Raw genomic sequence first — 22,760 nt, forward strand, 5'->3', positions numbered from 1 at the left:
GCGGTAACCCGAATACCGCTCTGACCCGCCCCCGAACTTCTGCCCGCTTACCCTAGATGGAGCAGAAGCTGGTGAAGTGGTCTCGATGAGACTCAACTCTCAAGAATGATCATCCCCCATCAGGGGTACCCCCGACAGTCGGCACTATGGAGGACATACCCGTCCTCCATGGAGGACAGCTCGCCACAGGCGCTCAGCCCGTGAACGCGCGCCAGTGACCGGGCCCCGGGGTGATGCCGGTGCGCAACTGGCGCCGTGTCCGTTCCCAGGTCGACGGGATGCGCGGCGGCGGCGCCGTGTCGGCGTCGCGCATGGCCTGCTCCGCGATCGCGACGCTCAGGACGGCGGTCAGGGCCGCGATCTCCTCGTCGTTCGGGGCGCCCCGCACGATCCGGAGGTCGATCGCCGAGGGTTCCGTCGCGTCCGGCCGGGCGGCGTCGCTCACAGCGGGATGTTCCCGTGCTTCTTGGCGGGCAGGCTCGCGCGCTTCGTGCGGAGCGCTCGCAGCGCCTTGATGACCGAGACGCGGGTGGCCGCGGGCTCGATGACGCCGTCCAGCTCGCCGCGCTCGGCGGCGAGGAACGGGCTCGCGACGTTGTAGGTGTATTCGTTCGCCAGGCGGGTGCGCACCGCTGCGACGTCTTCGCCGGCCTCCTCGGCGCGCTTGATCTCGCCGCGGTAGAGGATGTTGACGGCGCCCTGACCACCCATGACGGCGATCTCGGCGGTAGGCCAGGCGAGGTTGATGTCGGCACCGAGCTGCTTGGAACCCATGACGATGTAAGCGCCGCCGTAAGCCTTCCGCAGGATGACGGTCACGAGTGGCACGGTGGCCTCGGCGTAGGCGTAGAGCAGCTTCGCGCCGCGCCGGATGACGCCTGTCCACTCCTGGTCGGTGCCGGGCAGGTAGCCGGGGACGTCGACGAGGGTCAGGATCGGGATGCTGAACGCGTCGCAGAAGCGCACGAAGCGGCTGGCCTTCTCGCCGGCCTCGATGTTCAGGGTGCCGGCCATCTGGGACGGCTGGTTCGCGATGACGCCGACGGAGCGGCCCTCGACGCGGGCGAAGCCGATCACGATGTTCGGGGCGAAGAGCGGCTGGACCTCGAGGAAGTCGCCGTCGTCGACCACGTGCTCGATGACCGTCTTGACGTCGTACGGCTGGTTCGGGGAGTCGGGGATGAGGGTGTTGAGTCGGCGGTCCTCGTCGGTGGTCTCGAGCTCCACCTCGACGTCGAAGACGGTGGCTTCGGCGAGGTTGTTGTCGGGGAGGAACCCCACGAGGGTCCTGGCGTAGTCGAGGGCGTCCGGCTCGTCGCTCGCGAGATAGTGAGCGACCCCGGAGCGGGTGTTGTGGGTGTAGCCGCCGCCCAGCTCCTCCATGCCGACGTCCTCGCCCGTGACCGTCTTGATGACGTCGGGGCCGGTCACGAACATCTGGCTGGTCTTGTCGACCATGATGACGAAGTCGGTGAGCGCGGGGGAGTAGACGGCGCCACCGGCGGCCGGACCCATGATGATGGAGATCTGCGGGATGACCCCGGACGCCTGCGTGTTGCGGCGGAAGATCTCGCCGTACTTGCCGAGGGCGACGACACCCTCCTGGATGCGGGCGCCGCCCGAGTCCAGCATGCCGATGATCGGGACGCCGGTCTTCAGGGCGAGGTCCATGATCTTGATGATCTTGTCGCCGGCGACCTCGCCGAGCGAACCGCCGAAGATGGTGAAGTCCTGCGAGTACACGGCGACCTGACGACCGTGGATGGTGCCGGTGCCCGTGACGACGGCGTCGCCGTACGGCCGCGAGCGGTCCATGCCGAACGCCGTGGTGCGGTGCCGCACGAACTCGTCGAGTTCGACGAAGCTCCCGTGGTCGAGGAGCTGCTCGATGCGCTCCCGCGCGGTGAGCTTGCCCTTCTTGTGCTGCTTCTCGATGGCGGCTTCGCCGCTCGCCGTCACGGCTTCGTGATAGCGGTTCTTGAGGTCGGCGAGCTTCCCGGCCGTCGTGTACAGGTCAGGGCCGGAGGTGGTTTCGTCGGTCACGCTTTCACCTTACCCGGTGGCCCCCCGACGGACCCGTTGACGATCGCGTACAAGCGCCGTCACGATCCGTTGTCGATATCGGCCAAGCGGACACGCGTGCGGACGAGGCGTGGACGACGCTCGTCAGTAGGGTGGGCGGCATGGATCTGCCCAACACCGCCGCTCTCGTCCCGCGCCTCGAGATCCTCGAGCACGCGGGTTCGACCAACGACGAACTCGCGATCAGGGCCCGCGAGGACGGCGGCGGTTGGCCGGACCGTTCGGTCGTCGTCACCGACGACCAGCGCAACGGGCGGGGCCGCCTCGGCCGGGTGTGGACGACGCCACCCGGGGCCTCGCTCGCCGTCTCCATCCTGCTCCGTCCGGTCACGCCGTCCGGCCGACCCCTCGGGCTCGAGTCCTACGGCTGGCTGCCGCTGCTCGCGGGAGCCGCCCTGGCCTCGTCCCTCCAGGACCTCGGGGTGCCCGCCGGGGTGAAGTGGCCGAACGACGTCCTCATCGGTGGCCGGAAGGTGTCCGGCATCCTCTCCGAACTGCTGCCGACCGGCGACGGCGCCATCGTCGGCACTGGCGTCAACCTGCGGCAGCGGGCGGACGGACTGCCGACGGACCGGTCCACCTCGCTCGCGCTCGAGGGGCTGGCGGATCCAGATCCCGACATCGTGCTCGCCGGGTACCTCCGAGCGTTCGGGCGGCTGTACGACGCGTACCTCGAGGCGTCAGGCGACGCTGAGGCCAGCGGCCTGCGAGCGACGGTCACCGAGCACTGCGTGACGCTCGACAGTTCGGTCCGCGTCGAGCTGCCGGGCGGCGGGACGTTGACGGGTACCGCCGAGCGCATCGACCCCGACGGCCGGCTCGTCGTCCGGCCGAGTGACGGCGGCGCCCCGGTCGCCGTGGCCGCCGGCGACGTCACGCACGTTCGCTGAGCGGTCCGTCCGCCTCGGTAAGTGCCCGCCTGGCGAGCACCGTGGCGCCGGACACGGCCGCCGGCATCACCAGGACGGACAGGACGGGCACGAGGAAGAGCACGGCGACCGCCGTCCCGAACCCGAGGGTGCGGGACCGTCGTCTGGCGAGCACGCGTCGCCGTTCGCGGACCGACAGCCCCCTCGCGTCGAAGGCGTACCCGGTCAGCTCGAGGGTGAGGAACCAACCGCTCACGACGACACCGGCCACCGGGACCACCGTCTGGCCGATCACCGGGACGAAGCCCAGCAGGAACAGGACGGCCGCCGTCGGGATCGTGAGCAGCAACAGTCCGAGGGATCGCCCGATGCCGGTGAGGAGCCCGCGCCAGGCCGATCCACCGGACTCCGGTGGGGCGTCACCGAGTGAGCGTTCGACGTCCGCCCAGATCCGCTCGTAGAACGGGTCGCCGACGAGCAGCGTCACGGCGGCGTAGGCGTACAGCATGACCACGACGGCGACGGCGATCAACGCGACCGCGGCCGCGACCCGCGCGGAGGAACGGTACGGCTCGTCCCAGGTGTCCGCGAACGGCGTCGCCCAGTCGACGATCGCCGCCGCGTTGAGGCCGAGGACGACGAGCAGCGCGATGAAGACGACGCCCACGATCGCCGCTGGGATCATGCCGAGCAGCATCCGTTTCGGCGAGGTGCCCCAGAGACGGAAGCCGCCGATGAGGATGCCGACCCCCTCGAAGAACGACGCGAAGACGCCGGGAGGCCGGCCCGTGGGTGCGGTGCTGTCGGCCGGTTTCACGCCTTCATGCTAGCCGGAGGCGGACACCCGTCGATCGGGATTGCCGACGGGCGGGGTGGGAGCAGGCGGCTGGTTCCGACGACTGCTAAGAATGGGAGCATGGCTGATCCCGGTATGACGGGGCCGGGCCGGCCGGCCCCTCCCGCGGCGGCGACCGAACGTGTGGTCGCGCGCCTGCGTCCGCATGCCCGGCGGCTCCTGCTCCCCGCCCTCCTGCTCATCGCGGTGAGCGGCGTCGGTGCGTACGTCTTCGGCTCGTTCGAGCTCGAGTGGCAGAACTGGGCCGTCCTCATCGGCGGCGGGGTGATCGTGCTGTTCGCCTGCGTGCTGCCGTTCGTCGCCTGGCTGTCCGTCCGCTACGTCATCACCACTCGGCGGCTCATCGTCCGCCGGGGGTTCTTCGTCCGGTCCCGCCAGGAGCTCTACCACGCACGCGGGTACGGGATCACGGTGCACAAGAGCTGGGTGCAGAGTGCGTTCGGCAGCGGCAACGTGCGCGTCACCTCCGGCGGCGAGCTGCCGGTCGTGTTGCGGGACGTGCCGGGCGCCGTCCTCGTCCAGAACGCCCTCCACGAGCTCGTCGCGGAGAACCAGAGCATCGCAGCCCCCTATCCGGCAGCCCAGTCGTCCGGACAGTCGCCGACCCAGCCGCCCGTCCGCCGCTGACCCGACCGGGTCCGACCCGGCCGGTACGATGATGGAGTCGGGGCGCAGCCCATCCGTCTCCGGGTCCGCCCGTCCCGCCTGCCGATACGAGACCCGCCGGCCGGCCGCCGGAGAGCTGGAGTGAACCCATGAGCATTCGCGTCGGAGTGATCGGCGGCGGTCAGCTGGCCAGGATGATGGTGCCGGCGGCGATCAACCTCGGACTCGACATCCGCGTGCTCGCCGAGCAGGAGGGCATGTCCGCCCGGTTGGCGACGGTGCAGGTGGGCGACTACCGCGACGCCGACACGGTCCTCGCGTTCGCGGAGACGGTCGACGTGATCACCTTCGACCACGAGCACGTCCCGCAGCACGTCCTCCGCGCGCTCGTCGACGCCGGCGTGCAGGTGCACCCCGGGCCGGACGCGCTCGCCGTCGCCCAGGACAAGCTGCTCATGCGCGAGCGGCTCACCGAGCTGGGGCTCCCGGTCCCGGACTGGGCGCGGGTCCACGACCAGGAGGAGCTCGCCGCCTTCCTCGCGGAGCACGGCGGCAAGGGCGTCGTGAAGACCCCGCGCGGCGGCTACGACGGCAAGGGCGTCCGGGTCGTCCACGGACCGAACGAGGTCGACGACTGGTTCACGGCGCTGTCCGAGGACGCCAACGGCGGGGCACTCCTCGTCGAGGAACTGGTGTCCTTCCGACGCGAGCTCGCCCAGCTCGTCGCCCGCAGGCCGTCGGGTGAGGTCGTGCCGTGGCGCGTGGTCGAGACGGTGCAGCTCGGCGGCGTGTGCAGCGAGGTCATCGCTCCCGCACCGGGGTCCGCCGGACGCCTCGCGGACACCGCCGAGGAGATCGCCGTCACCGTCGCGACCGCGCTCGGGGTCACCGGAGTCCTCGCCGTCGAGCTGTTCGAGACCGACGACGACCGCCTGCTCATCAACGAGCTCGCCATGCGTCCGCACAACAGCGGCCACTGGACGCAGGACGGCAGCGTCACCAGCCAGTTCGAGCAGCACCTCCGCGCCGTCCTCGACCTGCCGCTCGGATCGACGGGCTGCCACCGCGACTGGACCGTCATGGTGAACGTGCTCGGCGGACCGACCGAGGGCACCCTCGACGACCGGTACCCGCAGGTCCTCGGCGCGCACCCGGTCGCGAAGGTCCACACCTACGGCAAGGACCCGAGGCCCGGCCGGAAGGTCGGGCACGTGAACGTCGCGGGCGACGACCTCGACGACGTCGTGTACGAGGCGCGCGCGGCGGCCGCCCTGCTCGGCGCCGAGAACGCCTGATCGGTCCGCCCTCCGACGAGCTCGGGGACCGGGGGCTGGGCTCAGGGACCGGGGCTGGGCTTAGGGACCGGGGCTGGGCTTGGCTCAGGGACCGGTGACCGGGCTCAGGAACCCATGACCGGTCCCTGAGCCTGTCGAAGGGCGCCCTTCGACGAGCTCGGGGGCCGGACTCGCGCGCCTAGTAGACGTCGCGGATGTACCGCTTCTCGCGCTTCAGCGTGTGCACGTACTCCGCCGCGGCCTCCATTGACCGCCCGCCGTGCTCGGCGATGAGTTCGTGCAGCGCCTGGTCGACGTCCTTCGCCATCCGTGAGGCGTCACCGCAGACCGCGAAGTGGCCGCCCTCCTCGAGCCAGGCGTACAGCTCCTTGCCGTTCTCGCGCATCCGCGTCTGGACGTACACCTTCTCGCGCTGATCGCGGGAGAAGGCGAGGTCGAGGCGGTCGAGGACCCCTCCGGTCAGCAGCTCACCGAGCTCGTCTTCGTAGATGAAGTCGTGTGCCCGGTGCTGGTCGCCGAAGAACAACCAGTTCCGGCCGGTCGCGCCGCGTTCACGACGCTCCTGCAGGAAGGACCGGAACGGGGCGATGCCCGTGCCGGGGCCGACCATGATGAGCGGTGCGTCGTCGTCGGACGGGACCCGGAACGCCGCGTTCGCCGAGACGAAGATGCCGCTCGTGCCGCCCTCGGCGACGCGGTCGGCGAGGTGGGTCGAGGCGACTCCGCCATGCACGCGCTCGCCGACCGCGTAGCGGACGCTCGCGACCGTGAGGTGCACGCGTCCGTCGGCCGCGAGCGGGCTGGACGAGATCGAGTACGCGCGATGCTGGAGCGGGCGCAGGACGTCGACGAGGGTGTCGGCGTCGAACCGGACGGAGGTCGACCGCAGGAGGTCGAGGATGTCGCGGTCGCGCAACCAGGAGTCGAGCGTCTCGGCCTGGGCGAGCGCCAGGATCCCGGCGAGCTCGGAGTCCGGCGACCGCTCGGCGAGCTCCGCGACGAGGTCCTTCGACGGGGTGCGGATCTCGAAGCCGTTGGTGAGTCGTTCCGCGAGGGTCGACCCGTCCACGGCGTCGTCGGCATCCGCGTCGAGTTCGGCGATGATCGCGTCGACGAGGGCCGGGTCGTTGCTCGGCATGACGCCGAGGGCGTCACCGGCGGCGTACTCGATGCCGCTGTCGGCGAGGTCGAACTCGTAGTGTCGGATCTCCTTGGAGGAGGCCGCGCCGGAGAGCACGCGGTTGACCGCCAGCGTCGCCCCGAAGGGCGTCTTCCGGGTCCAGGGCGACCGCGTCCGACCGGGCTTCTTCGCGGGGGCGGCGGCTGGCACAGCCGGGGTACCGCCGGCGGTCGCCGGCGCGAGGGCGCCGAAGAGCGACAGGGCCTGGGTCGTCCACGCTGCGGCGGGCTCCTCGTAGTCGACGTCGCAGTCCACGCGGGCGAGCACACGCTCCGCCCCGAGCTGCTCGAGGCGGGTGTCGATGAGCTTCCCGGCCTGGCAGAAGCCGTCGTACCCGGAGTCGCCGAGGGCGAGGACGGAGAACTTCAGGCCGTCGAGTCGTGGAGCGGTGCTCGCCTGGAGCGCCTCCCAGAACAGTTCGGCGTTGTCCGGCATCTCGCCCTCGCCGTACGTCGAGGTGATGACGACGAGGTGACCCATCGACGGGAGCTTGTCGACCTCGACGTCGTCGAGACCGGTGGTCGTCGTCGCCACCCCGTAGCCGGACGCCGCACGACCGAGGTCCTCCGCGATCGCCTCAGCGGTGCCCGTCTGGGTACCGACGAGGACGTGCAGAGCCAGCTGCGGGGTCCGTGAAGCCGCTTCGGCACCGTCGACGGTGCTCGCTCGGACGCCGGCCAGGAACCCGGCGAGCCACACCCGCTGCTGCGGGCTGAACGGTGCGTCCTCGGGGATGAAGGGATCGTCGGTGCTGCTGCCGAGCGCCGCGAGCGCCTCGAAGAGCACCGGGCGGGGCCCGACGGCGGACGGGGTCTGCGTCTCGCTCATGATCCCTTCCAGACCGGGCGCGCTCATCGGCTGCCGGCCAGTGTCAGCTCGGCCAGGGCGGCCGATGCAAGGAGTGCTTCGGTGCCACCGGTCGCACCGGATCGGGCCCGGTTCTTCGCGTGCTGGTGCATGATCCACCCGGTGGTCCCCGGGTGGTCGATCGACCGGACGTTCCGCAGGCGCAGCGCCTCCGTGTAGTCGTGCAGTCGTTTGGCGGCGATCATCGCGGCCAGGGCCGTGTCGTCGTAGCGTTCGAGCAGCTCGCGGGCCGCCCGTTGCACCCGCTGCATGACGAAGAAGTCCTCGGTCAGGATGAGCGTGCGGACGGCCGCCTGCACCGTCGGGTGCGCGGGGTCGTCGACGCCGGGGGTCCTGGTCAGGGCGACCTCCTGGGCGAGCTTCAGCACGGTGTAACTGGTGAGGAGCGCGTAGACGTCCTGCGGGTCCGCCGCGGGCTCGCCGAGACCGGGCGCGCGACCCCCGCGGACCGGTCGGCGGTCGCGGTAGTCGAGCTTGAAGGTGCGGAGCTGTTGCGCCGCGAGCGCGGCACCGAGCTCGTCGAGGAGCTCCTTCCGGCTCTTCGCCGCGAGGATCGCGTCGCTGTCCTGGTACAGCAGCAGTGCGCGGGGCATACCGAACACGAAGTGGTGCCTGGCGGTCTCCCAGTCGGCGAGCAGCCGGGACGCGAGCGGTGAACCGGTCGCCTCGAGGTGCCATTCGAGCAGGAGGAGCACGGCCGCCTCGTGGAAGGCCGCCTGCTCGCCCTCGGTGATCGATCCGAGGAGGAGCGAGTCGGCGCTGACCTTGCTGGGCAGTTCGCCGCGCGGGTCGTACTGGTAGACGAAGCCGCCGCTCATGCCGTTGCCGAAGCCGATGCCGAAACCGCCGAGGTTCAGCACGGCGCCGTTCGTCATGTACTCGCAGGCGTAGTCGCCGACGCCCTCGACGACGGCGGTCGCGCCGGAGTTCCGGACGGCGAAGCGGTCGCCGGCCTCGCCCTGCACGAAGGTGCGTCCACCGGTGGCCCCGAAGAGCGCGAAGTTGCCGATGAGGACGTTGCCGCCGGGCTCCGGGCTGCCGCCGCCGGGGGAGAGGATCGCGATGGTGCCGCCAGAGGCGCTCTTGCCGACGCCGTCGTTGCAGGTGCCGGTGTGCCGCCAGTGCAGGCCGTCGACGCAGAACGCCGCGAAGGACTGCCCGGCCGAGTGCTCGGTCCGGATGGTGACGGTGTCGGCCGCGAGCGAGCGGTGGCCGCGATCGTCGGTGACGACCGAGGGGGTCGCCGCCGCCTGCGCGTCGTCGAGCTCGTGGTTCAGCAGACGTTCGAGGTCGATCGCGAGCTGCCCGCCGACGGAACGCCAGCGGTTGCCGAGCCGGATCCCGCCGTCGCCCTCGGTCGCGCCGAGGTCGATCGTGGTCCGGCGTTCGTCGAAGAGTCCGGCCCGCACCCGCTCGATGAGCGCGTCGTCGAGCGTGAAGTCCTTCTCGAGGTACACCGGGTCGGTGACGACGACCTCGGGGACGACCGCGAGCATGGCGCGCAGGTCGAGGTCGGCGACCGCGGCCGGGTGGTCGACGAGGTGGAGGAGGTCGGTGCGACCACGGGCTTCGCGCAGCGAGCGGAGCCCGAGGATCGCGAGCCGCTCACGGACGTCGTGCGCGATGTTCAGCAGGTACTGCGCGAGCGCGCGGGGGTCGCCGTCGAAGGTCTCGGGGTTCGTCGTGAGACCGGCCGGGCACTTCACGTTGCAGTTCTTCGCCATGACGCACTTCAGCATCATGAGCGCGGTGGTCCCGAACTCGAAGCTGTCGCCGCCGAGCAGCGCCGAGATGACGACGTCGCGACCCGTCTGGTGCGCCCCGGAGCAGCGCAGCGTGACCTTCGAGCGCAAGCCGTTCGCGCTGAGCGCCTGGTGCACCTCGGCGATGCCGATCTCGGCGCTGCGGCCCGCGTACTTCAGGCTCGTGACCGCTGCCGCACCCGTGCCGCCGGTGTTGCCGGCGACGTTGATGACATCGGCGCCGGCCTTGGCGACGCCGACGGCGATCGTGCCGATCCCCTCGGAGGAGACGAGCTTCACGACGACGCGGACCCGGGCGGCCTTGCAGTCGTGGATGAGCTGGGCGAGGTCCTCGATGGAGTACGTGTCGTGGTGCGGAGGTGGGGAGACGAGCTCGATGCCCGGGGTGCCACCGCGGGCGGCGGCGATGTCGACCGTCACCTTCGGGGCCGGGAGCTGGCCGCCCTCGCCGGGCTTCGCGCCCTGGCCGATCTTGATCTCCAGCTCCTGCAGCATCGGGTCGGCGAGGTAGCCGGCCCAGACCCCGAACCGGCCGGAGGCGAACTGCTTGATGCGCGATCCGCGGATGGTGCCGTAGCGCGAGAGGTGCTCGCCGCCCTCGCCGCTGTTCGACATCCCGCCGACCATGTTGGTGCCGTGCGCGACGCCCTCGTGCGCGGTCGCCACGAGGGCGCCGTGGCTCATCGCCCCGGAGGCGAGTGCGCGGGTGATCTCGCTGGCGGGCTGCACGAGGTCCGTGGAGATGCTCTCCTCGCCCTCGACGAGCATGGAGAAGTAGTCGTCGGCCGAGCCGACCGCTTCGACGATGAGGTCGCCGCCGGAGATCCAGTGGCCCGTGACCTCGGCACCGAACCGGCGGACGTAGTACTCGCCGAGCGCCGAGACGCGTGCGAGGTCGCCGGCCAGCGGGCCGGTGAGCTGCAGGCGGTGCCGTCCCTGGTCGGTCCGCGTCGCGCGCAGACCACGCACGACGATCGAGGAGTTGCCCACCGGGCCGAGCCGGTCGAGTTCGCGCGCGAACTCCTCCGGGGTGGTGAGGCGGGTGATGTCCTCCGGGAGGACGAGCACGTCGCGAAGCGCGGCCGGGCGTCGGCGCCGCTCGGTCGTCATCGACTGGACGAAGGAACGGTATCCGGGGGTGATGGTGAACGCGTCGATCTCGTCGTCGTCGAGGGCGTCGAAGGAGGTGTGCTGGTAGGCGTCGTCGTCGATCCCGAAGGCGTCCTCGAGGTCGCCGATGGTGTGGAGCCGCAGCGGGTCGTCTCCGAGCGTGCCGCCCTCCCGATCGACGGCCGCGGTGTCGACGCGGGGGAGCTGCACCGCCTCCTCGGTGAGGTCGACGAAGCCGCGGACGGCCGTGGTCCCGTAGGAGTGACCGGCCCCTTCAGCGCGCTCCTTGAAGAGCCCGAGGAGCGGTACGTCGGCCTCGGCCGTGGTGGTCAGGGCGCGCTGGTGCCAGGCGCTCGCCGTGCGGGCGATGCCGGCGAAGCCGACCCCGCCCACGGGGGCGCGCAGGTGCGGGAAGGCGCGGGCGAGCACCGGGTCGCTCGTGTCGAGGTAGTTCGGCTCGAAGAACTCTCCGCCGATGTAGCTCTCGACGGTGCACAGGCCCACGCGGCCCATCGTCTTCAGCAGTGACTTCTCGGCCGCTGCGGTGAAGCGGTGGAACGCCGCATCGGCCTCGTCGGGGTGCTTCTGCTCGGCTCGCAGCCGGACCGCGAGCGGGTGCACCGCGGACGCGCCGAAGCCGAGTGCCGAGGCGACGTGGTGCGAGGACGGCAGCTGTCCACTGTCCACGACGAGCGAGACCCGGAGCCGGAGCCCGTCGTCGATGAGTCGCTGGTTGACGGCCGCGACGACGAGGATCAGCGGGAGGGCTGCCGCCTCGGTGTCGACGGCGCGGTCGCTGAGGACGGCGATGCCGCCGTTGACCGCCGCGAAGGCGGCGACGTCGGTGGCCACCTGCTCGACGGCCTCCTCGAGGGCGTCGGCGTTCGCCTGCGCGTCGGCGTCAGGACGGTAGAGGATGTCGAACCAGGCGACGGGGGACTCCTGCTGAGCCCTTAGACGACGGAGCTCGTCCTCGCTGATGATGGGCGAGCGGAGGATGAGCTGCTTCGTGCCGACGGTCCCGCTCCCGGGCTTCGCACCGAGCGCCACCCGGAGCGTCATGCCGTCCGCCTCGCGGATGCTGTCGAGCGGCGGGTTGGTCACCTGCGCGAACCGCTGCGAGAAGTACTTCGCCAGACCGCCCTCCTGGTCGGACAGCGCGTTGATCGCGTTGCCGTACCCCATGGCGGAGATCCGCTCCTTGCCGGACGCCAGCATCGGGTCCGTCATGAACTTGAAGCTCTCCTGGTTGAGCGAGTAGGCGACGTAGCGCTGCACCTGCCCGAATCCGCCGCGGTACGGGAACGCGTCGTCGACACCGGCCGCGGTGCCGGTCTGCCCGTGGTCCTCGAGCGCATCGAGCTCGACAGCGGCGGCGGCGAGCATCGCCGGGTAGTCCTTGCGGGCGGCGAGCAGCTCGAGTGCCTCGCCCGTGCGGAGGCGCGTGCCGGTGCGGTGGTCGTAGGCGAGCATCCCGCCGGCTTCGATGCGTCCGCGGTGGACGACCTCGTCGTCCGGGAAGGGGAGCTGTCCGGCCTCCGAGGTGACGCAGAGGTACTCCTCCGTCTCGACGCTGCGCAGGGGGCGCAGACCGAGGCGGTCGAGGCGGGCGCCGACGGTCGTCCCGTCGTTGAAGATGAGCGCCGCGGGGCCGTCGTTCTTCTCCTCGACGAGCGAGAAGTACTCGAGCATCGCGCGCACCTCGCGGCTCAGCGTGCGGTCGTTCTCCCAGGCGGGCGGCATGACGGACACGACCGCCTCGAGGAGTTCCAGCCCGTCCTCGACGACCCGGCTGTGGAGCGTCTGGTCGAGCCGTGAGCTGTCGGACTGCCCTCTCGCCCGGATGATCTTCCGCCCGCGCGACGCCGCGAGCGCCGTCTCGGACAGTCGATTCTTCCGGTCGGTGTTGAGCTCGCCGTTGTGCGCCATGAGGCGGAACGGCTGCGCCATGGACGGGTGGGGTGCGGTGTTCGTGGAGAAGCGCGTGTGGAACGCGAGGGTGCGGACGCGGTGCAGCGGGTCGGCGAGGTCGGCGAAGTAGGGGATGACCTCGCCGGCGTTGAGTCGTCCCTTGAGCACCTGGGTGCGCGTGCTGAGCGACAGCGGGTAGAGGCCGTCGAGCGTGAGGTCGGTGTAGGCGACCGCCTCGATCGCGAGCAGGGCCGCGTGGGCGCGTCGGTCGAGCTCCTCGACGGTGGCGTCGTCGGTGGACGCGAAGACCCACTGACGGATCGGGAGCTGGTACGGCACGGCCTTCGGGCGGAGGACGGCGTCGACCGTCGGGACGGCGCGGGCCAGCAGCACGGTGAAGCCCACCTCGCCGAGAGCCCGCTCGATGAGGGCCTCGGCGTCCGCGGTGCGGCCGTGGTCGACCGGCAGGAAGACGTTCGCCACGCCGAACCGGCCGGCGACGAGCTGCTCGCCGACGAGCGCGCTGAAGAAGTCCACCGAGAGGTCGATCTGCACCCCGGCGCCGTCGCCGACGCCCTCGGAGGACATGCCGCCCCGGTGCGGGATGGCGCAGAGGGCCGTGTCGCCCAGGGCGATGACGTCGTGGCTCTGCACGCCGTCCTTGCGGGTGATGAATCCGACGCCGCAATCGCTCTTGTCGGTCTCGCGATCGACGAGGTCGGGACGGGGTGCTGCTGCGGACGCGCGCGGGCGCGGTGGGACGGAGGAAGAGATCACGACGGGGTACCCCTCGGAATGCGGGCGCTGGACGGCCCGGAGACGGTGAGATGACGGGACCGGGTCTACGTCGCTGGAGGGTGGGTCCGTGTCGACGCGGGCGCTGGGTGCGGCGGCCGTCGTCTGCATGAATGGAGGTGTACCGATAGTAACCGTGCCGTCACGCCTGCTCAACCGTAATCGGCCGAACCGGGTCGATCGGCGTAGGCTGGGTGCTTCCAGTGCGGATGGGACGAGCCGTGAGGGCTCCGGTGGCTCCCGCCGCCTGAGGATCGTGGAGCGCCCGGATGCGCCGCCGGACGGCGACGGGTCGAGACCCGTCCTGGTCCGGATCGCGACCGGACCACCGATGTGCAGCCAGCTGCATGTTTTTCGGACCAGAATGGTGAGATGACGACAGAGCACACGGCTGCGACCGGTCGCGGCTTCGCGCACGCCAAGGCGATCCTGCTGGGCGAGCACGCCGTCGTCTACGGGTCGCCCGCCGTCGCCCTCCCAGTCCCGTCGCTCCGCGTCGAGGCGTCCGCCCGCCACGTGGCCGGCGCGTCGGTCCTCGACACGGAGATCTCGCTCGGCCCGCTCGACCCCGCCGATCCGCTCGGGACCACCGTCCTCGAGACCCTCCGCCACGTCGGCGCCGAGGACGACGGCGTCGAGGTCGTCGTCCGGGGGACGTTGCCGATCGGACGAGGACTCGGTTCGAGCGCCGCGGCCGCGAACGCGATCGTCGACGCCGTCGCCGATCTGTACGGTGTGGCCCTCGACGACGCCGACCGGTTCGAGCTCGTGCAGCGCGGCGAGCGCGTCGCCCACGGCACCCCGAGCGGTCTCGATGCGCGGGCCACGAGCGCCTCCGCACCCATCCTCTTCACGGCGGGTCGCGTCGACCACCCACCCATCCGCTTCGGTGGCGGGTTCGTCGTCGCCGACACCGGTGCTCGCGGATCGACACGGAAGGCGGTCGCCGACGTGCGGGCCTTCATCGAGCGGAACCCGGAGCGCGGACGGACGCTGCTCGCGGAGCTCGAGCACGGGACGCTGGCCGGTGTCGCCGACCTCGCGGCCGACCGCCGAGACGACCTCGGTACGCGCATGACCGCCGCGCAGCTCGTCCTCGACGAGCTCGGCGCGGGCCACCCCGCCATCACCGCCCTCATCGAGGTCGCCCGAGCGGCGGGTGCCCTCGGTGCCAAGCTCACGGGCGGTGGCCAGGGCGGCTGCATCATCGCCCTCGCCCGCGACGCCGCCTCGGCGGAACGCATCTCGCAAGCCCTCCTGGAGGCCGGAGCACTCGGCACCTGGACGATCGACGCGGAGGACTACGCGTGACCACGACCCCACAGCACCAGGCGACGGCGCTCGCCAACCCCAACATCGCGCTCGTCAAGTACTGGGGCAAGCGCGACGAAGCCCTCATCCTCCCGTGGACCGGCAGCCTGTCCCTCACGCTGGACGCCGCGCCCACCACGACGACGGTGCGGCTGAGCGACGGACCCGACGACGTCGTGTCCCTCGGCGGGCAGCCACTCGACGGCACCGCCCGCGCCCGCGTCACCCGCTTCATCGACCTCGTCCGGACGATCGCCGGTCGCGACGACCGCGTCGTCGTCGACTCCCACAACGAGATCCCCACGGGTGCCGGGCTCGCGTCCTCCGCCTCCGGGTTCGCCGCCCTGGCGCTCGCCGCATCGGCCGCGTTCGGACTCGAGCTCGACCGCCGCAGCCTCTCACGCCTCGCCCGTCGCGGCTCGGGCTCCGCCTCCCGGTCGATCTTCGACGGACTCGCCGTCTGGCACGCCGGGCACGACGACGAGAGCTCCTTCGCCGAGGCGGTCCCGACTCCTGCGGGGCTCGAGCTGGGCATGGTCCTGACCGTCCTCGACGCCCGCGCGAAGTCGGTCTCGAGCCGCGACGGCATGCGGCGCACGGTCGACACCTCGCCGTACTACCCCGCGTGGGTCGAACGCACGCCGATCGAACTCGAGGAGATGCTGGCCGCGATCGCCCGCGCGGACTTCACCGCGGTCGGCACGATCGCCGAGCGGAACGCCATGCGGATGCACGCCACGATGCTCGGGGCCGAGCCGCCGGTGCGGTACTGGGGCCCGGCGAGTGTGGAACTGCTCGATCTCGTCGCAAACCTCAGAGGCGACGGCCTCGAATGCTATGCGACGATGGACGCCGGCCCGAACGTGAAGATCCTCTGTCGGGCCGACACGGTCGACGAGCTCGCGTCTCGGATCCTCGAGGCGCAGCCGGACATCGGCGTCATCCCCGCCAGAGCCGGACGGGGCGCGAGGCTCATCACCTCGGAGCCCGACGGATCGGCGGGCGAGCAGACCACGGAAGGAGCGCGATGATCGAGATCAAGGCGCCCGGCAAGTTGTTCGTCGCCGGCGAGTACGCCGTCGTGGAGCCGGGACACCCCTCCATCCTCGTCGCCGTCGACCGGTGCGTCACCGTGCGCCTCGAGGCGAGCGAGCACGAGGGACGCATCTTCTCCGACCAGTACGGTCGTGCTCCGATCATCTGGCGACGGAACCGCAACGGCGTCGTCGTCGAGCACGAGGAGCGACCGCTCGACCACGTCCTCTCCGCCGTCAGCACGATGGAGACCCTGGTCGCCGAACTCGGTGTCGCGCAGCGGTTCTCCGCACTGTCCATCACGAGCGAACTCGACGACGCGAGCGGCCGGAAGTTCGGTCTCGGCTCGAGCGCCGCCGTCACGACCGCGACGATCCGTGCGCTCGACGAGTTCTACCAGCTCGACCTGACCCGCACGCAGATGCTCAAGCTCGCGATCCTCGCGACCATCGACGTGGCGCCGGCGGCGTCCGGGGGCGACCTCGCGGCCAGCATGTTCGGTGGCTGGCTCCGCTACACCTCTCCTGATCGCGCGCGCCTGCGCGAGCTGCGCCACCGGTCCGGGGTGCTCGCCGCGCTGCGCGACCCGTGGGCGGAGCTCGGGCTCGAACGCCTCTCGCCGCCCACCTCCCTCCGCCTGCTCGTGGGCTGGACGGGTGAGCCCGCCTCCACCACGCGGCTCGTCGACGAACTGCAGTCGCGCAAGTGGGCGGAGAGCGCCCACTACGCCGCGTTCCTCTCGGCCAGTCGAGCGGCCGTGGACGCGTTGACGATCGGCTTGAACGACGAGGACCCGGCGCTCGTGCTCGGCGCCGTCCGCTCGGCCCGGGCGACCCTCGCCGGTCTCGGTCGCGACGCCGGGGTCGACATCGAGACGGCCGCGCTGGCCGAGCTCTGCGACGCCGCCGAACGACTCGGCGGGGCGGCGAAGTCGTCCGGCGCGGGCGGCGGCGACTGCGGCATCGCGTTCATCGGCCAATCCGTGTGCACCACGGCCCTCGAGGACGACTGGTCGGCGCACGGCATCGAACGACTCCCGCTCACCGTGCATCCGCCGACCGGCCTGATCGACGCCGCCCACAGCCCCTGGGGGCCGTCGGAGATCAGCCGCACCGACGACCGCGCGGTCGAATCCATCAGATCCACCTACGCTCGCGCCTTCGCCGAGCAGCACGACGTCCCGCGGGGCGGAACGGAACACCACGCATGAGCAACGAACCCGACGGCGTCGCACCCGTCCCCCTCAAGTGGGTCGGCCCGCTCCACCTCAGCGGCAACGTCATGGAGGGCGAGCAGGAGGTGCCGCTCGCCACCTACGAGAGCCCGCTGTGGCCCTCGGTTCGTCGAGGCGCGCGCATCTCCTCCATGGTCCCCGGCGGGATCCGGGCCACCCTCGTCGACGAGCGCATGAGCCGTTCCGTCCTCTTCGTGGTCGACTCCGCCGGAGACGCCCTGCAGGCGTTGCGCGAGATCGAGCGCAGTCTGCCCGAGCTGCAAGCCGTCGTCGCGCAGTCGAGCCACTTCGCCGAACTCATCGAGGTCAACTCGCAGATCGCCGGCAACCTCTTCTTCCTCCGCCTCGAGTTCCGCACGGGCGACGCCTCCGGGCACAACATGGTGACGCTCGCGGCCGACAAGCTGATGCCGTACATCATGGAGCGGTGGCCGCAGTTGCGGTACGGGTCGATCTCCGGCAACTTCTGCTCGGACAAGAAGGCGACGGCGGTCAACGGCATCCTGGGCCGCGGCAAGAACGTCGTCACCGAGATGACCATCCCTCGCGCGATCGTCGAGCGGTTCCTGCACACCACGCCGGAACAGATCGTCCAGCTCAACGTGCGCAAGAACCTCGTCGGGACGATCCTGGCGGGCGGCCTCCGCAGCGCGAACGCCCACTACGCGAACATGCTGCTCGCGTTCTACCTCGCGACCGGACAGGACGCGGCGAACATCGTCGAAGGCTCCCAGGGGGTCACGCACGCCGAGGTCCACAACGGCGACCTCTACTTCTCCTGCACGCTCCCGAACCTCATCGTCGGAACCGTCGGCAACGGCAAGGGCCTCGGGTTCGTCGAGGAGAACCTGGCCCGCCTCGGCTGCCGCGAGGACCGCGAACCGGGCGCCAATGCTCGGCGACTCGCCGTCCTCTGCGCTGCGGCCGTGTGGTGCGGCGAGCTCTCCCTGTTGGCGGCGCAGACCAACCCCGGCGAGCTCATGGCCGCCCACCTCAAACTCGAACGCAGCACGCAGACCGCCGCCGGAACGCCTGCCTGACCCTCCACCGCACCGGGGGACCGGTGCATCGTCGACGCTCGAACGGAGCACCCCGCACGTGAACACCCAGACCACCACCCCCGTCGTCGGCATCGACGACATCGCCTTCGCCACCGGTGCGAACCGCATCGACCTGGCCGAGCTCGCCGGACGCTTCGGCGTCGAGCCGGCGAAGTACTACGTCGGCCTCGGCCAGAGCGAGATGAGCGTGCCGGCGGCCGACGAGGACATCGTCACCATGGCAGCCGCAGCGGCCGCGCAGATCATCGAGCGGCACGGGAGCGACCGTCTGCGCACGGTCCTCTTCGCCACCGAGTCGGGCATCGACCAGTCGAAGGCCGCCGGTGTCTACGTGCACCGCCTTCTCGGCCTGCCGCAGGCGGTCCGCGTCGTGGAACTCAAGCAGGCCTGCTATTCGGCCACCGCAGCACTCCAGTTCGCCGCAGCCCTCGTCGCTCGGAACCCCGAGGAGACCGTGCTCGTGATCGCGAGCGACGTCGCGCGCTACGAACTGCACTCGAACGCCGAACCGACGCAGGGTGCCGGCGCGGTCGCCATGCTCGTCGCCGCCGACCCCGCGATCCTCGAGCTCGAGACTGCGACCGGCGTGTACACGCAGGACGTCATGGACTTCTGGAGGCCGAACCACAGCGCGACGGCGATCGTCGACGGCAAGCTGTCGATCTCCGCGTACCAGGACGCGATCGAGGGCGCCTGGGCCGACTACCGCTCGCGCGGGGGAGCGGATTTCGACGAGGTCGACCACTTCTGCTACCACCAGCCGTTCACGAAGATGGCGATCAAGGCGCACCGCCACCTCGCGAAGGCCGTCGGGGCCGAGCGCAGCCAGGAGGAGCTCGACGCGCAGATCGAGCCGACCACGGGCTACAACCGCCGCATCGGCAACAGCTACACCGCCTCGGTGTACCTGGCGTTGCTCGCCCTGCTCGACGGCGACCTCGACCTCACCGGTCAGCGCATCGGCTTCCTGAGCTACGGCTCGGGCGCGGTCGCGGAGTGCTTCAGCGGCATCGTCCGGCCCGGCTACCGCTCGGCGCTCCGGAGCGACGCGAACCGGGCGAGCCTCGACGCTCGTACGGTCGTCGACGACGCCCGGTACCTCCAGCTCCTCGGTGATGCGGCGTCCGCCGACGTCCACGACTCGGAGCGCCCGCACGAGACCTCTGGCCCGTTCCGTTTCGCCGGTGTCGTCGCCGACCGCCGGCAGTACGAGGCCACCGCCGTCTGATCCCGCCGGGCTCTGGTCGGCGGATCGCGTCGACCCTGCCCGTCACCCGCGGGCGGTGACGGCCCGGATCCGGTCGGCGAGGAACGGGCCGAGGGTCCGCGACCAGGTGGCCGTGATGTGGTGCTGATCCCGGTAGACGAGCACGTTCCCGACGGCGAGCGGACAGGTCCCGTCCGTGCAGTACAGCTCACCGAGGTCCACGACGGGGACAGCACCGTCGGTCATCGCGGCCGTGGCGGTGTTCAGGTCGAAGGTCGGGTAGGCGTCGGACACGGGGAAGGCACACGCGCCGGCGATGAGGTCGGAGGCGCTCGAGCGGTCGACGCACGCGGCCGCCGCGGTCGGCACCCGGGGGTTGTCCCGCAGCACCACGATCGACGTGCCGAGGTCGAGCACCGGCGTCCAGGCGGCGAGCGTCGCGCTGCGGATCGCGGCCTGCTGGGCGACCGAGGTCTCGTCGGGACTCTTCGAGGTGACGAGGATGATGTCGTACGGCCGCTCGCCCGTGAACGCCCGCTGCATGAGCGTGCGTCTGGACGCGCAGGCTTCCGAGTCGTCGGGCCCCGTCATCCGCCACTCGCACCCCTTGCCGACGTAGACGTCGAGGCGCCAGTTCCGTGCCTCGAGCTGATCGACCAGCCCGGGGATGAGCATCGTCGCGTGCGAGTTCCCGGTGAGCGCGACGCGGGTGGCGTCCGGTCGGTGGGAACCGAAGGTGCAGCCGGGGAAGTCCGGGGCATCGGCGGCTGCCGAACACCGGAAGGTGTCGCCGGTGTCCTCCGTGCGGACCGACAGCGGCGGGAGGAGTTCGTCCGCGAGCACCGGGTTGCTGCAGCCCGAGACGGCCGCGTCGGCACCGAAACACGGTTCACCACCGGAGACGTAGGCGTCGACCGTGCTCGCGAGCGCGCGCTCCTGGGCGGCCACGGTCTGGAGCCCGGCGACCGGGATGCACAGGACGATGGCGGTCGCCGCGGCTGCCAGGGCGACGGTTCGACGCGGGCGCGCGTCGACGAGGGGGCTCGCGCGTCGGACGGGGTCTTCGACGAACCGCTTCGTGAGTACTGCGAGCACCACGGTCAGCGCCAGGAGCGACGCCGCCACCGCCCACCCGAGCGGTGTGCCGAGGTCGACGGGCACCCCGAGCGCGATCGGGGCGAAGACGATGAGTGGCCAGTGCCAGAGGTACGTCGAGTACGAGATGTCGCCGAGGAACGACGACACCCGCGTCCGGGCCACCGTCGTCACCGACCACCGATGTAGCGATGATCCGCCGACGATGACGAGGAGGGTACCGGCGACGGGCAGAGCGGCAGCGATCCCGGGGAACGGAGTCCGTTCCGTGAAGGTGAGCAGGCTCGTGACCAGGAGCCCGATGCCGACGATCCCGGCGAGGGTCCGCCATCGGCTCCGGTGCACGACCACCGCCGGCCCGAAAAGCGCGAGGAGACCGCCCGCGGCGAACTCCCAGGCCCTTGCCGGGGTGACGAAGTACGCCGGTGCCGGGTCGAGTGCGGTGAGCAGGATCGAGCAGAACAGCGACGCCGAGCCGATGACGCCGAGGGCTGTGCCCAGGGTGCGGCGGAGCTCCCAACGGGGCACGCGGCGCACGAGGACGAGACACAGCACGACCACGAGTGGCCAAAGCAGGTAGAACTGCTCCTCGACGGCGAGCGACCAGAAGTGCTGGACCGGCGACGCGGCGTTCCCCTGCGCGAGGTAGTCGACGGCGCTGCCCGCGAGGAACCAGTTCTCCCAGGACGTCGCACTCGCCACCACCTCGGTGAAGAACTGCGTCCAGGCGCTCGGGGGAGCCGACCTCCAGATGAGGACACTCGTCACGGCGAGCACCAGGAGGGCGGCCGGGAGGAGCCGACGGAGGCGCCGGGCCCAGAACGCCGGCAGGTCGATCCGCCCGGTCTCGGAGGCCTGCCGGACGAGGTGGCCGGTGATCAGGTACCCGCTGACGACGAAGAACACGTCGACGCCGACGTAGCCGCCGGGGAGCAGGGAAGCGGCGAGATGGAACACCACGACCGACACGACGGCGATCGCACGCATCAGTTGGATGTCGGGCTGGGCCCGCGGCACCGTGCCGAGCACGGGAGACGTGCCGATGCGGTCCTGCAGTCGCGTCACCCGCGGTCCCACCCGTCCTGATCGGCGTCGGCGCTCCGCCGGGGCGGGCCTCGTGCGCCGGTGCGGCGGACGACGCGCCCAGGCTAGTGAGCCAGGGTGACGTGTCCGTGGACGGGAGGTGACCGGTTCGGTCTCGGAGGCACTGCCCGATGCCGCCTTCGAGCGGCCGTCGTCCGGATCAGCTGACGTTGGCGCCGAACAGCAGACCGAGGAGGTACGTCGCGGCCGCGGCCCCGTAGCCGATCGCCAGTTGTCGGAGCGCGCGCCGGAGCGGTGGCCCTCCGGACAACAGTCCGACGACGGCTCCGGTCCCGAGGAGGGCGACCCCGACGAGGATCGCCGCGACCAGGAGCGCGGCGAACCCCTGCAGTCCGAACAGGTAGGGCAGGACCGGGATGACCGCGCCCGAGGCGAAGAAGCAGAAACTCGAGAGTGCGGCGCCGAGACCGGTGCCGATGGCCTCGTGGTCGAGCACGGTCTGCGCCTCGCGCTGGTAGGTGCCGGCGCCGACCCGGCTGAGGACGTCGGCGGCATGGGCCTCGGCCTCCTGGACCTCCATCCCGCGTGCACGGTAGACGAGGGCGAGCTCGTTCGCGTCGACGTCGAGGTGGGGGAGGGCGTCGTCGGCGGCGGGATTGGGGCTCGACGCCTCGAGGAGCTCCCGCTGCGACCGCACCGAGACGTACTCGCCGGCACCCATCGACAGCGCGCCCGCCAGCAGCCCGGCGAGCCCCGCCGCGAGGACGACCCCGTTGCCGACGCCGGTCGCGCTCATCCCGATGACGAGAGCGAGGTTGGAGACGAGCCCGTCGTTCGCGCCGAACACCGCGGCCCGGAACGTGCCGGAGAGCCGGTTCCGGCCGCGGGCGGCGAGGCCCCGCACGACCTCCTCGTGGATCTGTTCGTCGGCGGCCATGCGTTCCGTGGCCGCGCGCTCGGTCGCGTACGGGGAGCGGGACTCGGCGCGCTGGACGAGGGCGAGGACGAAGACCGAGCCGAAGCGCCTCGCCAGCCATCCGAGGGTCCGTGTCCGCAGGTCGCCGCGTTGCGGCTTGCCGACGTCGTCACCGAGCAAGCCGATCCAGTGCGACTCGTGCCGTTTCTCGGCGTCGGCGAGGGCGAGCAGGATGTCACGTTCCTCACCGCTCCGCCGACTGGCGAGGTCCCGGTAGACGGCGGCCTCCGCGCGTTCGTCGGCGAGGTAGCCGCGCCAACGACGGCGCTCCCGGGGGCTGGGCGGATCCTGGCGTGCTGGTGATCCGTCGGTGGTCGACTCGCTCATCCGCCGATTCTCCCAGACGCCGGCCCGGCCGTGTCCGTGTCGAGCGAGGGGGACCCTCCCCACACTGGGGTCGGGACGGCCGCAGCTTGTCCGACGCGTGCGGTGCGTCCTGAGGCGATGTCCAGGCACTGCGATC

The 22,760-nt window shown here is 71.3% G+C and carries 15 protein-coding genes; 8 read left to right on the forward strand and 7 right to left on the reverse strand.

Annotated elements, in window-relative coordinates; translation table 11 throughout:
- Positions 1-193: 193 nt before the first annotated feature.
- Both QRN27_RS07780 and QRN27_RS07785 read right to left on the reverse strand, forming a co-directional pair.
- A complete protein-coding gene (locus QRN27_RS07780) occupies positions 194-445 on the reverse strand; it encodes an acyl-CoA carboxylase subunit epsilon (protein ID WP_285041518.1) in 252 nt (83 codons plus the stop codon).
- On the reverse strand, positions 442-2,043 hold the full coding sequence (locus QRN27_RS07785) for an acyl-CoA carboxylase subunit beta (RefSeq protein WP_285041520.1): 1,602 nt from the start codon (positions 2,041-2,043) through the stop codon (positions 442-444). Before QRN27_RS07785 ends, QRN27_RS07780 begins: the two co-directional genes overlap by 4 nt.
- 140 nt (positions 2,044-2,183) lie before the next feature.
- Here QRN27_RS07785 and QRN27_RS07790 point away from each other — a divergent pair, with 140 nt between their 5' ends.
- Positions 2,184-2,972, forward strand: coding sequence for a biotin--[acetyl-CoA-carboxylase] ligase (locus tag QRN27_RS07790; protein ID WP_285041522.1), 789 nt, complete (start codon positions 2,184-2,186; stop codon positions 2,970-2,972).
- Here the strand turns inward: QRN27_RS07790 and QRN27_RS07795 are convergent.
- A complete protein-coding gene (locus tag QRN27_RS07795; RefSeq protein WP_285041524.1) occupies positions 2,956-3,768 on the reverse strand; it encodes an EI24 domain-containing protein in 813 nt (270 codons plus the stop codon). The genes QRN27_RS07790 and QRN27_RS07795 overlap by 17 nt on opposite strands.
- 99 nt (positions 3,769-3,867) lie before the next feature.
- Between QRN27_RS07795 and QRN27_RS07800 the strand changes: the two genes are divergently transcribed.
- Together QRN27_RS07800 and QRN27_RS07805 are read left to right on the forward strand one after the other, a co-directional pair.
- Positions 3,868-4,434 (forward strand): PH domain-containing protein, encoded by a 567-nt coding sequence (locus tag QRN27_RS07800; RefSeq protein WP_285041525.1) that lies wholly within the window; start codon positions 3,868-3,870, stop codon positions 4,432-4,434.
- 128 nt (positions 4,435-4,562) lie between these two features.
- Complete coding sequence (locus QRN27_RS07805; RefSeq protein WP_285041526.1) at positions 4,563-5,708, forward strand: 5-(carboxyamino)imidazole ribonucleotide synthase; 1,146 nt, start codon at positions 4,563-4,565, stop codon at positions 5,706-5,708.
- Between the two features lie 178 nt (positions 5,709-5,886).
- On the opposite strand, the gene QRN27_RS07810 is transcribed toward QRN27_RS07805, so the two are convergent.
- Both QRN27_RS07810 and QRN27_RS07815 read right to left on the reverse strand, forming a co-directional pair.
- Complete coding sequence (locus QRN27_RS07810; protein WP_285041527.1) at positions 5,887-7,716, reverse strand: sulfite reductase subunit alpha; 1,830 nt, start codon at positions 7,714-7,716, stop codon at positions 5,887-5,889.
- A gap of 23 nt (positions 7,717-7,739) precedes the next feature.
- Positions 7,740-13,316 carry a glutamate synthase-related protein gene (locus QRN27_RS07815; RefSeq protein ID WP_285041528.1) on the reverse strand — a complete coding sequence of 1,859 codons (5,577 nt, stop codon included), beginning with the start codon at positions 13,314-13,316 and terminating at the stop codon, positions 7,740-7,742.
- A 390-nt stretch (positions 13,317-13,706) separates the two neighbouring features.
- On the opposite strand from QRN27_RS07815, the gene mvk reads away from it, so the two are divergent.
- Genes mvk through QRN27_RS07840 form a run of 5 tightly spaced genes read left to right on the forward strand, consistent with a single transcriptional unit; the run spans position 13,707 to position 19,203 of the window.
- Positions 13,707-14,645: a mevalonate kinase gene (gene mvk / locus QRN27_RS07820; RefSeq protein ID WP_285041530.1), complete on the forward strand. Its 939-nt coding sequence runs from the start codon at positions 13,707-13,709 to the stop codon at positions 14,643-14,645.
- The gene (gene mvaD, locus QRN27_RS07825) at positions 14,642-15,676 is read left to right on the forward strand and encodes a diphosphomevalonate decarboxylase (RefSeq protein WP_285041532.1); all 1,035 of its coding nucleotides are present in this window, start codon (positions 14,642-14,644) and stop codon (positions 15,674-15,676) included. Before mvk ends, mvaD begins: the two co-directional genes overlap by 4 nt.
- A complete protein-coding gene (locus tag QRN27_RS07830) occupies positions 15,673-16,890 on the forward strand; it encodes a phosphomevalonate kinase (protein WP_285041534.1) in 1,218 nt (405 codons plus the stop codon). The genes mvaD and QRN27_RS07830 overlap by 4 nt, the downstream gene beginning before the upstream one ends.
- The gene (locus QRN27_RS07835; protein WP_285041536.1) at positions 16,887-17,954 is read left to right on the forward strand and encodes a hydroxymethylglutaryl-coenzyme A reductase family protein; all 1,068 of its coding nucleotides are present in this window, start codon (positions 16,887-16,889) and stop codon (positions 17,952-17,954) included. The genes QRN27_RS07830 and QRN27_RS07835 overlap by 4 nt, the downstream gene beginning before the upstream one ends.
- Before the next feature lie 58 nt (positions 17,955-18,012).
- On the forward strand, positions 18,013-19,203 hold the full coding sequence (locus tag QRN27_RS07840; protein WP_285041538.1) for a hydroxymethylglutaryl-CoA synthase: 1,191 nt from the start codon (positions 18,013-18,015) through the stop codon (positions 19,201-19,203).
- 42 nt (positions 19,204-19,245) lie between these two features.
- Here the strand turns inward: QRN27_RS07840 and QRN27_RS07845 are convergent, their stop codons facing one another.
- Entirely contained in the window at positions 19,246-21,342 is a 2,097-nt protein-coding gene (locus tag QRN27_RS07845; protein ID WP_285041540.1) for an acyltransferase family protein, read from the reverse strand.
- Between the two features lie 178 nt (positions 21,343-21,520).
- Entirely contained in the window at positions 21,521-22,624 is a 1,104-nt protein-coding gene (locus QRN27_RS07850) for a VIT1/CCC1 transporter family protein (protein WP_285041542.1), read from the reverse strand.
- Positions 22,625-22,760: the final 136 nt, after the last annotated feature.

Origin of the sequence: Plantibacter sp. LMC-P-059a, from assembly GCF_030209505.1 — a bacterium.
Lineage (GTDB): Bacteria > Actinomycetota > Actinomycetes > Actinomycetales > Microbacteriaceae > Plantibacter.